This window comes from Streptococcus merionis DSM 19192 (assembly GCF_000380085.1).
GTDB lineage: Bacteria > Bacillota > Bacilli > Lactobacillales > Streptococcaceae > Streptococcus > Streptococcus merionis.
The window spans coordinates 244,236-258,721 of record NZ_KB904539.1 but is presented as its reverse complement, the minus strand read 5'-3'; the positions used below and the strand labels follow the sequence as shown (position 1 = coordinate 258,721).

At 43.0% G+C, this 14,486-nt stretch carries 10 protein-coding genes; 1 reads left to right on the top strand and 9 read right to left on the bottom strand.

Going from position 1 to position 14,486, the window contains the following annotated elements; genetic code table 11:
- Positions 1-162: 162 nt before the first annotated feature.
- Positions 163-1,446, bottom strand: coding sequence for an MATE family efflux transporter (locus A3I5_RS0103040; protein ID WP_018373155.1), 1,284 nt, complete (start codon positions 1,444-1,446; stop codon positions 163-165).
- 457 nt (positions 1,447-1,903) lie between these two features.
- On the opposite strand from A3I5_RS0103040, the gene A3I5_RS0103030 reads away from it, so the two are divergent.
- On the top strand, positions 1,904-3,160 hold the full coding sequence (locus tag A3I5_RS0103030) for an ISL3 family transposase (protein WP_018373153.1): 1,257 nt from the start codon (positions 1,904-1,906) through the stop codon (positions 3,158-3,160).
- 51 nt (positions 3,161-3,211) lie between these two features.
- On the opposite strand, the gene A3I5_RS12965 is transcribed toward A3I5_RS0103030, so the two are convergent.
- The 8 genes from A3I5_RS12965 to scrK all read right to left on the bottom strand — a co-directional run bounded on the left by A3I5_RS12965 (position 3,212) and on the right by scrK (position 14,450).
- Entirely contained in the window at positions 3,212-4,384 is a 1,173-nt protein-coding gene (locus tag A3I5_RS12965; protein WP_018373152.1) for a CHAP domain-containing protein, read from the bottom strand.
- A 371-nt stretch (positions 4,385-4,755) separates the two neighbouring features.
- On the bottom strand, positions 4,756-6,771 hold the full coding sequence (recG, locus tag A3I5_RS0103015) for an ATP-dependent DNA helicase RecG (RefSeq protein WP_018373150.1): 2,016 nt from the start codon (positions 6,769-6,771) through the stop codon (positions 4,756-4,758).
- A gap of 144 nt (positions 6,772-6,915) precedes the next feature.
- The gene (alr, locus tag A3I5_RS0103010) at positions 6,916-8,022 is read right to left on the bottom strand and encodes an alanine racemase (RefSeq protein WP_018373149.1); all 1,107 of its coding nucleotides are present in this window, start codon (positions 8,020-8,022) and stop codon (positions 6,916-6,918) included.
- The gene (acpS, locus tag A3I5_RS0103005) at positions 8,015-8,398 is read right to left on the bottom strand and encodes a holo-ACP synthase (protein ID WP_018373148.1); all 384 of its coding nucleotides are present in this window, start codon (positions 8,396-8,398) and stop codon (positions 8,015-8,017) included. Before acpS ends, alr begins: the two co-directional genes overlap by 8 nt.
- Before the next feature lie 187 nt (positions 8,399-8,585).
- Positions 8,586-9,647 (bottom strand): 3-deoxy-7-phosphoheptulonate synthase, encoded by a 1,062-nt coding sequence (locus A3I5_RS0103000; RefSeq protein WP_018373147.1) that lies wholly within the window; start codon positions 9,645-9,647, stop codon positions 8,586-8,588.
- Between the two features lies 1 nt (position 9,648).
- Entirely contained in the window at positions 9,649-10,680 is a 1,032-nt protein-coding gene (locus tag A3I5_RS0102995) for a 3-deoxy-7-phosphoheptulonate synthase (protein WP_018373146.1), read from the bottom strand.
- A 47-nt stretch (positions 10,681-10,727) separates the two neighbouring features.
- The gene (gene secA, locus A3I5_RS0102990; protein WP_018373145.1) at positions 10,728-13,253 is read right to left on the bottom strand and encodes a preprotein translocase subunit SecA; all 2,526 of its coding nucleotides are present in this window, start codon (positions 13,251-13,253) and stop codon (positions 10,728-10,730) included.
- A gap of 324 nt (positions 13,254-13,577) precedes the next feature.
- Complete coding sequence (gene scrK / locus A3I5_RS0102985; RefSeq protein ID WP_018373144.1) at positions 13,578-14,450, bottom strand: fructokinase ScrK; 873 nt, start codon at positions 14,448-14,450, stop codon at positions 13,578-13,580.
- Positions 14,451-14,486 lie beyond the last annotated feature (36 nt).

Genomic DNA, 14,486 nt, shown 5'->3' with positions numbered 1-14,486 from the left:
AGCAGTAGCTGATAGGTACTAAAGTATTTCATCAGCTACACATAAGAAAAGCACCTTGTTAAAATTCGGATGTGATCTCGCATAAAGGTATGCTAATCCTGATTTATCAAGTCTAAAAGTCAAAACCACTCGTTTTCTAACGGGTGGTTTTGACACCAAGTGCTACACTGCAGTACATTTTTGCAAATATCGCTTCATAAATAATATCGAGAGTAGCAACAAACTCAGTCCATATATGAAGTACATTGAATAATAGGTCTGCCGACCTAATAACTGGATTATAAGCATTATGCCTACACTTAAAAGATTTATGATAATAGAATGGCTCAATACATATTTCTCATCATCAGAGCTTTGCAGTAACATTTTCGTACCTTCGTAAACAGGAGACATTCCCATCATAATCAGTGTAAATAATGTTATCGGCATTATATTTGTAACGATTTCGTCTGATAAAAAATGTGCTAGTGCATTTGAAGCAAAGACAACTATAACAGAAATGATAAGTGTAGCTATATACGAACTAGTGAAAATCAATTTTAAAAACTGTTTAACTTTCCCACCCTTCTCAGCTTCTGGTAAAAAAACCGAGATAGTCGTTGAATAGACAAAGGAAGGGATTCTTGCAATAGATAGTAATTGGCTAACGACAGAATAAATAGCTAGAATACTTACCCCTAATCTTGCTATAAGAGCATCAAATACCATAATAAACAAGACGCTCTCCAGCACCTCCTGCCCTGCCAATGGCAGCCCAAACGTTATCAGCTCTAGTTTAGTAGTTGATTTGACAGGCAAAGCGTTTAATATCACTGGATAAACAAGGATAAGATAGCTCAATGAGATAACACTTAACGAAATGATAGCAGACAATGCCGCTCCAGTAATACCCAGTTTAGGAACAAGAATAGAATTCAATAAAACATCTAGAAGTGAACTACCTAAACCAATCGCCATGATTGACTCTGTTTTCTTTTGAACTCTTAATAAATTTGTCAGTGAAAAATTTATAAGAGTCAACAATATGTAGGGAGACATGATCTTTAGGTAAATTGTCGATAGATTTAATAAAGCTCCTCTAAATCCATAAAATCCAGACAACACAACTCTCCCGAAGAATAGAATAAAAGTTGCAAATATAACCCCTATAATCAAATCAATCACAAGACTTGACTTTAGTAAATCATAAAATCGATCGAAACGGTTATTAGCATATTCCTTTGCTCCTTTTATGTTGAAAGAAAGGCTAAATGCGCCCAGCAAACCACCAAAAGCAAATAGTAAATTCTGTATAATCGAAATCCCAGATAGGGCTAGTGATGAATTATTAACAGCAAAGTGCAGTGCTAATTGACTAATAACGATTTGTCCAATATTTGTAAGAATAAGAGGCAAAGCAAATTTGTTGATTTCTCTGCTATCTAAACATTTTTCCAAAATTTTCATTTTCAATCTCCAATACGCATATATGGGAAATTTCTATACTTTTCTCCATGCAGTCGGTACACTTTTAATCAGTATATCATACCATTTCTACAAAAACTTTTGAAAGCGTATTGTCGCAAGCCGCTAGCAGAATATTTTGAATACTGTTTTAAAGTGCAGGAACCATACCTTACTCCAACCACACTACATAGCAGTGATAGCTGCAAAAAATAATTTTTCAGCACGATATCATGTGATGATGTAAAATGGTCTATAGTTCCCAAAGATAAACAGAAGCTATGACTTTTGGCTCCGTTCTTTCGTTGGGATATTAAAAAAGTGGCATAGCCACTTTTTTTGGCTCTATAATTTCTGTAGTGGGTAAAACCACCACGGAGATTATGGAGCCTTTTTGAGTATGAAAAAATCCCATATGATCTATAATGAAAAGCGCAAACAACTCATTAGAAAGAATCATATGGAACTCCTTAATAATACCACAGATCTCATCGGATTGAAAGACCCAAATATCAAAATCACTTTTGTCTTAAAGCACAACACACACATCGAGATTAAGGCTAAGCTGGACTACAAGCCTAGTTTGTGTCCGCGTTGTCAGGGACAGATGGCCAAGTATGACTTCCAAAAAGCCTCTAAAATTCCACTGTTGGATATCCAAGGTATGCCTACGCTACTCAGACTCAAGAAACGTCGCTTTCGCTGTAGAGACTGTAGGAAAATAACAGTAGCTGAAACACCACTCGTTGAGAAGAACTGTCAAATCTCTCTTCCTGTCAGACAAAAGATTGCCCAACGTCTCATTGAGAACACCGCCATGAAAGACATCGCAAGAGACCTTTCTGTCTCAACCTCAACCGTTATTCGAAAGCTCAAGGAATTCACTTTCAAGCCTGATTTTTCTTCCCTGCCTGAGGTACTATCTTGGGATGAATTTAGTTTTAAGAAGGGCAGAATGAGCTTCGTAGCTCAGGATTATCACACGAGACAGCTTATCGCTATTCTGGACGGTAGGACACAAGCAACCATCCGAAACTACTTCCTCCGATACCCTAGAAAGGTTCGGGCTAGCGTAAAATGGATTACTATGGACATGTTTGCGCCTTACTATGACCTAGCCAGAAAACTATTTCCTAATGCTCAGATCGTTCTGGACCGCTTCCACATCGTGCAGCACCTGAACCGTGCCATGAACAGAACCCGCATTCAAATCATGAATGAGATGGACCGTAAGCAGCTACCTTACAAGGCCATCAAGCGTTACTGGAAACTGATTCAACAGGATAGCCGTAAGCTCAACAACAAGCGGTTTTACAGACCAACCTTTCGTGATCACTTGACCAATCAGGAAATCATTGAGAAACTCCTGAGTTACTCCGATGAACTGAAGGAGTACTACAACCTTTACCAGCTCTTGCTTTTTCACTTCCAAGAAAAACGCTCTGACCTCTTCTTTGANCTNATTNANGANACCNTTGAGNCCGTCAATCCCATATTCCAGTCAGTTTTCAAGACATTTATAAAAGTGAAAACTAAGATAATCAATGCNTTTGAACANCCNTATTCCAACGCCAAACTNGAAGCCACCAACAATCTCATCAAGGTTATCAAGCGAAATGCCTTTGGTTTTAGGAACTTTGAGCACTTCAAAACACGCAGTTGTATCGCCCTGAACATCAAAATAGAGAGAACCAATCTGATTCTCTCTAGAAGCTAACTTTATAGCTGCTTTTCTTCAACCCACTACAGTTGACAATGAGCCCTTTTTTTATGCATTTGGATAAATGTAGTAGACAGTTCCACCGCCCCAAATGGAGTGCGTAGGATTGAACCAGCCACGATAGTTGGAAATAGATTGGTTTCCTGCATAGTTAGCTTCGGAAACTTGGATACGTGTTGATGATTCGACAGAAGTGACAACCGCAACGTGTCCATAACCGCCACCATCATTAGGCCATACAGCTACTGCACCAACCGCTGGGGTTGTCCCAACAGTGAAACCAGCAGCACGGGCAGAGTCAGCCCATTGACCCGCATTGCCCCAGTTATTTCCAGCCCAAGGAGCTAAGGTTTTAGCTCCCCATGTACATTGGCCAATTGGGTAAGTATTCGTTACAGAAGTATTTGACGTTAATGGAGTAACGACAGGACTTTCAACAGCAGGAGCCACTACAGCAGGTTTTGCTACCGTCTCAGTGATTACAGGCTCAGTTGGTGCTGGTGCAGGTGTAACGAGTGCTTCAGTAACGGCTGGCGCTGGTGTGGGTGCAACTGGTGTTTCAGTAGTAGCAGGAGTCGCTGATACTTCTGGAGTTGTTGTTGTGACTGGTGCCTCAGCAGGCGTTGTAGAGGATTCAGCTGGAGTCGCAGGAGCTATTGGTGTTTCAGCAACTGTTGGTGCAGGCTCAGCGGGCTTTTCTTCCACTGGTGCTGGTGATGTTGTCGCTACAGGAGCAACAGATGCCTCAGCTGCAGGCGCTGAACTCACATGATAAGCTGGTGAAGAAGCAGGAGACGCGACCAAAGTTGGATTAGATTCAACCGCTGGAACTGCATCGTTAGCCTTAGGAGCTTCTGGTAAGTCCACCTTAGCTTCTGGTACTTCAGGTGCCGCTTGACTAAAACCTGTCCGAAGTGCTTGGACATCTTCGTAGGCTACAGTAGCTACTTCTTGATCTGTCGGCACTTCTTTTTCAACAGACGTTTTTTGAGCTAATGAAACAACCGCTGGTTTAAAATCACCCTTGTCAGCTACTTTTTCTTCTTGAGCTTTCTCAATTTTTTCAGAACTAAGTACTGCTTTTGTCGTTTCAGTCGCTTGAAGTGTTGGTTTGCTGGTTACTGTAGTGGCATCTGTTATCTGATCAGCTTGTGTGCCTAAAGCAATAACGCCACCGAGTGTTGCTGTACTAAATAACAGGCTAGAAAAAGCTCTCTTCATTTCTCACAATTCTCCTATTTTTATAGATTCATCAGTACTACTATTTTAACAGAAAAGATGCCTTTTTGATATTACACTTCTTTGACAGATAGCTAGTCTATTATTACATCTAAATGACAAAAAAGGAAATAGACAAACGCATAAAAAAGGGTCTCTTAGCCCAGCAACTAAAAGACACTTTTAAGATCATTCATTTACCAAACCTGTTCAAAGAGAGTTGATGGTGTCAGCAATGAAAACTTCAATTGGCAATTTACAAAAGAAATGGGGTATCAGCTTCCGAACAAATCTGCTAAAACTTTTTGAAAAGTTAAAGAAAAACATGGTTGAAAGTTAGTAAACCGCTTTATAGACAGCGCTGTTCTCGGTTTTTAATCAAAAGAGTCCGTTTTTTCAAGTCTGTCAGCAACGATTTTCCATTCTGGATTTTTAGTCCAGTCTGTTTCTTGCACAATCTGACTAGCCACCCGTCTAGCTTCTTCTAAAATCGGGTAATCCTCAACCAGATCAGCGACTTGAAATTCGGGAATTCCTGACTGACGGGTTCCAAAAATCTCTCCTGAGCCCCGCATTTTGAGATCTTCCTCAGCAAGGACAAAACCATCTGTCGTCTCGGTCATAATGGTCATGCGTTGTTTACCAGAATCAGTCTTGGGATTGGCTACTAAAATGGCATAAGACTGCTTGTCCCCACGACCAACCCTTCCTCGGAGCTGGTGGAGCTGGCTCAACCCGAAACGATCGGCATCCATTATAAGCATAATAGTCGCATTGGGAATATTGACTCCGACCTCAATGACTGTAGTTGACACCAGAATATCCGTTTCTTTGTCCTTGAAAGCCTGCATGATAGCTTCCTTTTCATCGGACTTCATCTTGCCATGTAAGAGGTCCACCTTGGCAACCTCTGCAAAATAGTCTTGAAACTCTTCTGCAAGTGCGATCGCATTTTTCAAATCCAGAGCTTCTGAAGCTTCAATCAAGGGGGAAATCACATAAACTTGAGCCCCTTTCTGGACTTCTGACTTGATCCAAGACAAAACCTGATCAAACTGCTCATGCCTCACCCAACGAGTGATAATCGGTTTGCGCCCAGCGGGCAGCTGATCAATGAGCGAGACATCCATTTCTCCGTAAGTCGTGATAGCTAAGGTTCGTGGAATCGGTGTCGCCGTCATCATCAAGACATCTGGTTGTTGGCCTTTTTCCCGAAACTGTCGCCTCTGGTTAACGCCAAAACGATGTTGCTCATCAGTAATCACTAGGCCTAAGCGATGGTAAATCACTCCTTCCTGAATCAAGGCATGAGTTCCGACAATCATATCAACCTGACCACTTGAAATCGCAGTTAAGGCCGTCCGTTTCTCAGCTGCTTTCATACTTCCCGTTAAAAGAGCGATAGACTGGTCTGGAAACAGGCTAACCAAATTCTCATAGTGCTGTTCAGCAAGGATTTCTGTCGGCACCATGATCGCAGCCTGAAATTGGGCTGTCACAGCAGCGTACATAGCTAAAGCTGCCACAACTGTCTTACCAGATCCCACATCCCCCTGCAAAAGACGATTCATGTGGTTTGGACTGCGCATGTCTTCTAGAATTTCATTCAGGCTTCGTCTCTGAGCATCTGTCAAAGCAAACGGTAATGTTCCAATACATTCTTCAATCAAGTCCTTTTGATAATCAATCACCAGACCAAAATCAGCTGATTTGGTCTCCTTGCGCATGACCTGCAAACGCATCTGGTAATAAAAAAGCTCTTCAAATTTGACACGGCGCAAGGCCTGCTTGTACTGGGCAAGATCTGTCGGAAAATGCATGGCCTGAACAGATGATTGGCGGTCTAAAAGCCGGTATTTGTCAATAAGAACCTGTGGTAGATTCTCCTCTAAAAGTTGATGATAGCCAGCCTGAAAGGCTGCCATCACCAATTTTACCAAATTAGCCTGAGTAACTCCCTGAACCACATGATAAATGGGCTGCATATCATCCTGAGCCTGTGCTAAAACTTTCATACCAGTTAAAGCCGCTTTTTTCTGATCCCATTTGCCCCAAATAGCGACTTGCTCTCCGAGAACAATCTTATCTGCCAGATAAGGTTGATTAAAAAAACTAACACTAACGACAACTTCACCTTGCTTGATTTTAAAGGTCAAACGATTTCGTTTGTAACCATAATACTGGACATTGGCAGGGGTAACAACTTGGCCAACCACCACTGCTTTTTCTCCATCTAAAAGCTCTAAGACCTCGCGTGACTTGAAGTCTTCATAGCGAAATGGATAGTAAACCAACAAATCACCAACAGTAGCCAAGTCTAGTTTCAAAAATTTCTCAGCCGATTTGGGACCAACCCCAGGTAAAGCTGTCAAACTATCAGTCAGTCGCATTTACTCTCCTTCTCATAAAAGTACAATGGCGTGCAAGCACAACAAGAAACACGAGAACAACCGACAGGACGTGTCCGCGAAACTCCTGTCTTTTTGCAACATTTGCAACCCGTACGCATTTCCCATTTCTTTCTATTCTGCATCTCAATCTTTGTAACGGCGAGCGATCCGATCACTCAAAAGACAAGTCACCTCATAGTTAATGGTTCCACGATAATCCGCCCAATCTTGCACTGAAATCTGACGGTCGCCCTCACTACCAAGCAAGGTCACTCTTGTTCCTAGTGGATAGTATTTTGGCAGGCGAACTGTGGTTTGGTCCATCGATACCCGACCAACAATCTCACAAAATTGTCCATCAACTAAAACTCTAAATCCTTGCATGTCCCGTGTCAGTCCATCCGCATAGCCAATTGGAAGCGTCCCGATCCACTCTTGAGCTGACGTTTGATAAGTTGCACCGTAGCCAACTGTGGCTCCTATAGGAACTTTTTTGACATGAATCAACTCTGATGTCAAACCTAGAGCTGGTTTCAGCTCAAAAGGCAGCTCCAAAGTCGTTCCACTGGGATTCAAGCCATAAAGGATATCTCCCAAACGCACCGCATCAAACACAGTATCTTCATGCCAAATGGCTGTTGCCGAATTGCTAGCATGAACGATAGTCGGTTGCTGCGGGAGCTTGGCGACAATCTCTTCAAAAAGATGAAGCTGTTTCTGGAACTGATGATTATCTTTCTCATCAGCTGTCGCAAAATGAGTAAAGATACCTGAGAAAACCATTCCTGCTTCTAATAAATTCTCTACTGCAAGAGTAATCTCCCGACTATCCCGAAAACCAATCCGCCCCATACCAGTATCCACTTTGAGGTGAACTTTTAGACCAGCAAAACGACTATCACTAGCAAGTAGCTTATCCAACCACTCTTGAGAGGCAACAGTCACAGCAATATTGTATTCTAGAGCAAGTAAGACAGACTCCGTTGGCATAACGCCCAGAACAAGAAGGGGGCTTGTGATACCAGCCTCGCGCAACTCTATGGCCTCGTCTATATTAGAAAGGCAAAATCCTGCTACGTCATCTTGTAAAGCACGCGCCACTTCCACAGCTCCATGACCATAGGCATTAGCCTTGACGACTGCCCAAGCCTGTGTTTTCTCCGGCAAGCGATTCATAACCTGCCGAAGATTATACTTTATATTTTCAAGCGTAATCACAGCCACCGTTGGCCGATGCCAAGCACTATTCATCACAAGCCTCCTCATCAGTATTTTCAATAGTCTCTAAAATCACACTAGCCTGAACAAAATCACCTGAGTGGCTGATGGATACCCAAACCTTACCTGAAAAAGGGTGATTGGTAAAAATCGGCGCTCCCGAGTCATCAGGCAAAATTTCTAAATCCTGAAAGCTAATCTGGCCAATACCAGTTCCCCAAGCTTTGGCAAAGGCTTCCTTAGCTGACCAACGTCCCGCTAAAAAGGTCATTTTCCGCTGACCTTTAAGGGACTCAAAAAAAGTCAACTCTGGTGCAGTCAATACTTTTTTGGCAAAACGAGCATTTTTTTCATAGGCCTTCGCCACTTGGCTGATCGCTTGAAGATCAATACCGTGTCCAACAATCATCAATTTGAACCTTTCTTGAAAGGAAAGAGCCAGCAGGACATAGCCCAGCTGACTCGCCGATACATTTTTAATCTTTTATAAGTTCGTTAGCTCGCCTTGCTGTGCTACTGAAAAGATACCTGTCTCGCGTTAGCTATCGATAAAACAAGTCGATGCACTCATCAAAGGAATCCAGATTAGAAAACTATCACTTGCCTTGCAGCAGTTCTTCATAAGAATCGTGCTTAGTCGTTGCATAAATTTCACGAATCAAGCTTTCTGTTTTTTCCCAGCCGAGACAAGGATCTGTAATAGACTTGCCGTATACTGTTGGAGCATCCTGGCGGCCATCTTCTAAATAAGACTCAATCATAAACCCGCGAACATATTGGTTGATCTTTTCATTCCAATCACGGTTAATGAGGGTCTGGCGAACAATTCGGATTTGTTCAAAATGGTTTTTTCCTGAATTATCATGATTGGTATCAATAATGATAAAAGGATTAGCAAGTCCCATTTTTTCGTACTGAGCAATAGCTTTCAGCAAGATATCATAGTAATAATTAGGCTCATTATCACCGTGTTCATTGGTCGCGCCACGTAAAATCGCATGCGCTAGAGGATTACCGTCAGTATCCACTTCTGATCCATTAAAGAAGAAATTTTGAGCATTTTGCGCCGCGAAAATCCCGTTAAACATAATATTAAGATTACCGGATGTAGGATTTTTCAGACCAGTCGGCGCATCAATTCCTGAGGCAACAAAACGGTGTTCCTGATCCTCAACAGATCGTGCTCCAACCGCATGATAGCTCACCAAGTCATCCACTAAGACCAAATTGCTAGGATAAAGCATTTCGTCTGCCGTTGTTAAGCCTGTTTCTGTAATGACACGATAGTGCATATTGCGCACCGCTTGCAGACCATTGATAAGATCAGGCAATTTAGAGGTGTCCGGTTGGTGAACCAACCCTTTATAGCCCGAACCATTGGTTCTAGGTTTTGCAGTATAGACCCTCATGACCATGAAAATCTTGTCTTTCACCTCTTCTTGAAGTTTAGCTAGACGGTGCGCATAGTCCAAGACTGCTTCTTCATTATCTGACGAACACGGGCCGATAACCAAAAGCAGGCGATCGTCCTCGCCTGTAATAATGTTTTTCAGTTCCTGATCACGAAACTCTTTATTGGCCAAAGCCTGACCAGTCAACTGGGTAGGTGCCTTAACCTTAGCAATATCAATCAAATCGCCCTTACGATGAATTCCCATACTATTCTCCCAAAGTCCTGTATATTTCCTGAATCAACTCTTTCGTTTTATCCCAGCCCAAGCAAGGATCTGTAATAGACTGCCCAAAAACGTTTGGCTCATCCTGACGACCATCTTCTAGATAAGACTCAATCATAAACCCACGTACCACTTGGTTAATCTTTGGATTCCAAGCACGGTTAATGAGGGTTTGACGAATGATTCTGATCTGCTCTAAGTAATTCTTACCGGAATTGTCATGATTCGTATCAACAATGATAAAGGGATTGGTTAGCCCCATTTTTTCATATTGAGCAATGGTTTCCAGCAGATTATCATAGTAGTAATTCGGCTGGATTTTTCCAAATTCATTAATAGCTCCACGCAAAATAACATGAGCTAGCGGATTTCCCTCAGTCTCGACCTCTTGACCATTAAAAAGAAAGGACTGCTTATGCTGAGCTGCATAAACGCCATTAAACATCACATTGAGGTTCCCAGATGTGGGATTTTTCAAACCTGTCGGCACATCTATCCCTGAGGCTACAAATCGGTGCTGCTGATTTTCAACTGAACGAGCACCAATGGCCACATAAGACACCAAATCTTCAACCAAAGATAAATTTTCAGGGTAAAGCATCTCATCGGCCGTTGTCAATCCAGTCTCAGTAATCACGCGATAGTGAAGATTACGAACCGCACGAATCCCATTGATAAGGCTGGGCGCTGCATCTGCCTTAGGTTGATGCATCATGCCCTTGTAGCCATCACCATTGGTACGAGGCTTGGCGGTATAGACCCGCATTACCATAAAAATACGATCTTTAACCTGTTCTTGGAGCTGAGCCAAACGATTGGCATATTCCAAAACCGCTGCTTCATTATCAGAAGAACAAGGGCCAATTACAAGGAGAAGACGGTCATCTTCCCCTTGAATAATAGCTTCCAACTCACGGTCGCGCGCTTTCTTTTTCTCTAGGCATTCCCCTGTCAATTTTGAAATAGCACGCACTTTATCAATATCAATTCTTTGACTGATTGCTTTAAACGTCACTGTCTTTCCCCCTAAGTCAGCCTTTTTACTTGTTTTGAATGTTTCCTCTAGATGCGTCCATGACAGTTTTTAAATTTCTTGCCTGATTGGCAGGGACAAGGATCGTTACGATTAATCTTTGAAAAATCCAGACCCTCTGGTAAATTGGCTTGCTGAGCTGAGATATTTCGAGTCGCTGTTGTTTGAACTTGCTGTACTGTACGCTCACGTTCAATATTGTCATGAATTTGCGCCTTCATCATCAGACGTGTCACATCAAACTCAATAGCTCCGATCATATCGTTAAACATCTTGAAAGCTTCAGACTGATATTCAACAACTGGGTTATTTTGCGCATAACCGCGCAATCCGACAGCGCTACGGAGTTGATCTAAGGCATCAATATGGTCGGTCCACTTGTTGTCCACAACACGCAAGATAAGCACTTTTTGGAATTCTTTCACAGCGTCTTCATCGCGCAATTTCTCAACTTGACGGGCGTAAATGGCTTGCGCTTTTTCAAGCAAGAAGTCCTTGATTTCTTGGTCAGATTTTCCAGCCAAGTCCTCAAAACTGAGCTCGTCTTCGGATACCAAAGCCATGTGGGCAAAATTTAAAATCGAGGTCCATGCTTCATCACGATCTTTAAGATGGGCGTGTGCATCCACCTGACGCTCAATCGTACGACGAATCATTGCCTGAATTTCTGGCTCTAAATCGCGGTCTGAAGTAATCACGTCGTAACGTTCGCGGTAGATAATTTCACGCTGCTCGCGCATCACATCATCGTATTGAAGGACTTGTTTACGAGAGTCATAGTTGTTCCCCTCAACACGCTTTTGAGCTCCTTCAACCTGACGAGTTAGCATGCCTGACTTGATGACTGACTCTTCTTCTGTCAAATTCATCCGCTCCATGACAGCTTTGATCCGTTCCGATCCGAAACGACGCATGAGCTCGTCCTCAAGAGAGAGATAAAACTGCGACTCTCCCGGATCCCCTTGACGGCCAGAACGTCCTCGAAGCTGGTTATCGATACGGCGACTTTCGTGGCGCTCTGTTCCGATAACAGCAAGGCCACCCAGTTCACGCACGCCTTCACCAAGTTTAATATCCGTACCGCGACCAGCCATGTTGGTTGCGATAGTGACTGCCCCGCGCTGACCAGCGTTCATGATGATTTGCGCTTCTTTCGCATGGTTTTTGGCATTCAGCACTTCATGCGGAATACCTTCTGCCACTAATTTTTGGGAAATCAGTTCAGATGTCTCAACAGCAACCGTACCAAGAAGGACTGGTTGACCTTTCTCGTAACGCGCTTTAACATCTTGCACCACAGCCTTGTACTTAGATTCTAAGCTTGGGTAAAGTAAGTCTTCATGGTCTAAACGTGCAATTGGCCTATTGGTCGGAATAGGAATAATCCGCATATTGTAAATCTCACGAAATTCCTCTTCCTCAGTCTTACCAGTTCCTGACATACCGGCCAATTTTTTGTACATACGGAACATATTTTGATAGGTAATGCTGGCTGATGTTTTAGATTCATCTTGAATCGGCACACCTTCTTTAGCCTCAATAGCTTGGTGTAAACCATCTGAGTAACGGCGCCCTTCCATGGTACGACCTGTAAACTGGTCAACGATGAGGATTTCCTGATTTTCAGACACCACATAATCCACATCAAGCGCCATGATATAGTTAGCCCGAAGGGCATTATCAATAAAGTGAGTCAGAGTAACATTTTCAATATCGTAAAGGTTGCTGAGATTAAAGAACTCTTCAGCCTTATCAATCCCTGAATCTGAAAGACCGATGGTCTTAGAAGGAATGTCGATGATGTAGTCATCCTTGGTTAGCGTTTTAACATAGCGGTCTGCACGGTTGTAAAGCTGACCAGCCTCACCTGTCTTAGCCCCTGATACAATCAAAGGAGTACGAGCCTCGTCAATCAAGACCGAGTCCACCTCATCGACAACGGCATAATTCAATGGACGCTGAACCATATCCTCAGCACGGACAACCATGTTATCACGCAGATAGTCAAAACCAATCTCAGAGTTGGTTGAGTAAGTGATGTCACAAAGATAAGCCTCACGCTTCTCCATTGGAGACTTGGCTGCCAGATTAATCCCTACAGAAAGTCCAAGCCATGAGTAGAGTTCCCCCATCTCTGTCGCATCACGCGTGGATAGGTATTCATTGACAGTGACAACGTGCACCCCTTCACCGCTGAGTGCATTAAGGTATACGGGCATAGTCGCAGTTAAGGTCTTCCCTTCACCCGTACGCATCTCTGGCACATCACCTTGATGGAGGACAATCCCTCCCATGATTTGCACATGGTAAGGGTACAGCCCTAGGACACGTTTAGCAGCTTCACGGACAACCGCAAATGCTTCATACAAAAGGTCATCAAGGCTCTCACCGTTTTGGTAACGTTGCTTGAATTCTGGTGTTTTACTTTGTAACTCTTCGTCGCTCAAAGCAGCCATCGCATCTGCATAGCTTTCTACTTTTTGAGCCATTTTATCTAGTTTTTTCAGCTCTCCCTTATCATTTTCAATGAGAGAGCGGAGTATATTATTTCCCATCATTTTTCCTTTCGAAGGTAATCACCCTATCATACCACAATAGCAGGTAACTTTCAAGAATTTTTCCATTTCCGTTGCGCGTCCTCGCACAAAAAAACGCGAAAAACCGCGTTTTGAATTTTGATAGCTGTAATCACATCGTTCGAAGCTATTCCCGTTACTCAACGGTCGTTATTTCAAACTATAGTCTTTCAGCTTGATTTTACAAACTACAGATATGACCGAGAGTAAACAAGATGAATTGACAACGCTATACAGATCAACTGACTGACGACACACCTCCTGAACCCAAATATCTTGCTTGTAAATACGAGTTCGTACTTTCTAAGCAGAGACTAAGGTCTTGGCTAAGGCAAAATTACCATAGGTTGCTGAGCCATTTTCAGCGATAACTGGTGTCACGATGTAGTCTACCAAATCTGGCACTGGAACGTAGTTATTCATGAGTTTGGCAAAGGCCTCACGAACGCGATTAAGCATATGTTCCTGCGCCATAACACCGCCGCCAAAGACAATGACTTCTGGACGAAAATTAAGTGTCGCTGCCACAGCAGCTTGAGCAATATAGTAGGCTTGAATATCCCAGACAGGACTATCCAGCTCGATGTCTTCTCCACGGATACCCGTCCGTGCCTCAAGACTAGGTCCAGCCGCCATTCCTTCTAAGCAGGCTCCATGAAACGGACAAACGCCGTCAAAATCCGCATCACTCTCATGCTTGGCAACATAAACATGACCAGCTTCGGCATGGCTAATCCCTCCGATGAATTGGCCATTTTGAATCGCACCTGCACCGATACCCGTACCGATAGTATAATAAACCAAACTCTTCACCCCTTGACGCGCAAGGACTTCACCATAAGCAGAGGAATTAACATCCGTCGTGAAGTAGATGGGAATATTTAGAGCCTCTTTAATAGGACCTACCAAATCTGTATCAGACCAATGAGGTTTGGGAGTGCTTGTGATATAGCCATAAGTTTCTGAGTCAGGGTCAATATCAGCTGGACCAAAGGTCCCAATAGCTAGCGCAGCCAAATTATCAAATTGTTTAAAGAAAGCAATCGTCTGAGCAATGGCCTCTGTTGGTGTGGCTGTCGGAAATTGTACTTTTTCTACAATTTCAAAATCCTCATTACCAACAGCACAGATAAACTTTGTGCCACCAGCTTCTAAACTGCCGTATAATTTTGTCATGCGTTTCCTCTTTCAGAGCAGGTTCTTATTAATTAA

Coding starts and splice junctions, on each gene's coding strand:
- scrK (WP_018373144.1), bottom strand. CDS start 14,450: ATGACAAAATTATACGGCAGTTTAGAAGCTGGTGGCACAAAGTTTATC.
- recG (WP_018373150.1), bottom strand. CDS start 6,771: ATGCGACTGACTGATAGTTTGACAGCTTTACCTGGGGTTGGTCCCAAA.
- A3I5_RS0103040 (WP_018373155.1), bottom strand. CDS start 1,446: ATGAAAATTTTGGAAAAATGTTTAGATAGCAGAGAAATCAACAAATTT.
- A3I5_RS12965 (WP_018373152.1), bottom strand. CDS start 4,384: ATGAAGAGAGCTTTTTCTAGCCTGTTATTTAGTACAGCAACACTCGGT.
- A3I5_RS0103000 (WP_018373147.1), bottom strand. CDS start 9,647: ATGGGAATTCATCGTAAGGGCGATTTGATTGATATTGCTAAGGTTAAG.
- secA (WP_018373145.1), bottom strand. CDS start 13,253: ATGGGAAATAATATACTCCGCTCTCTCATTGAAAATGATAAGGGAGAG.
- alr (WP_018373149.1), bottom strand. CDS start 8,022: ATGAATAGTGCTTGGCATCGGCCAACGGTGGCTGTGATTACGCTTGAA.
- acpS (WP_018373148.1), bottom strand. CDS start 8,398: ATGATTGTTGGACACGGTATTGATCTTCAAGCGATCAGCCAAGTGGCG.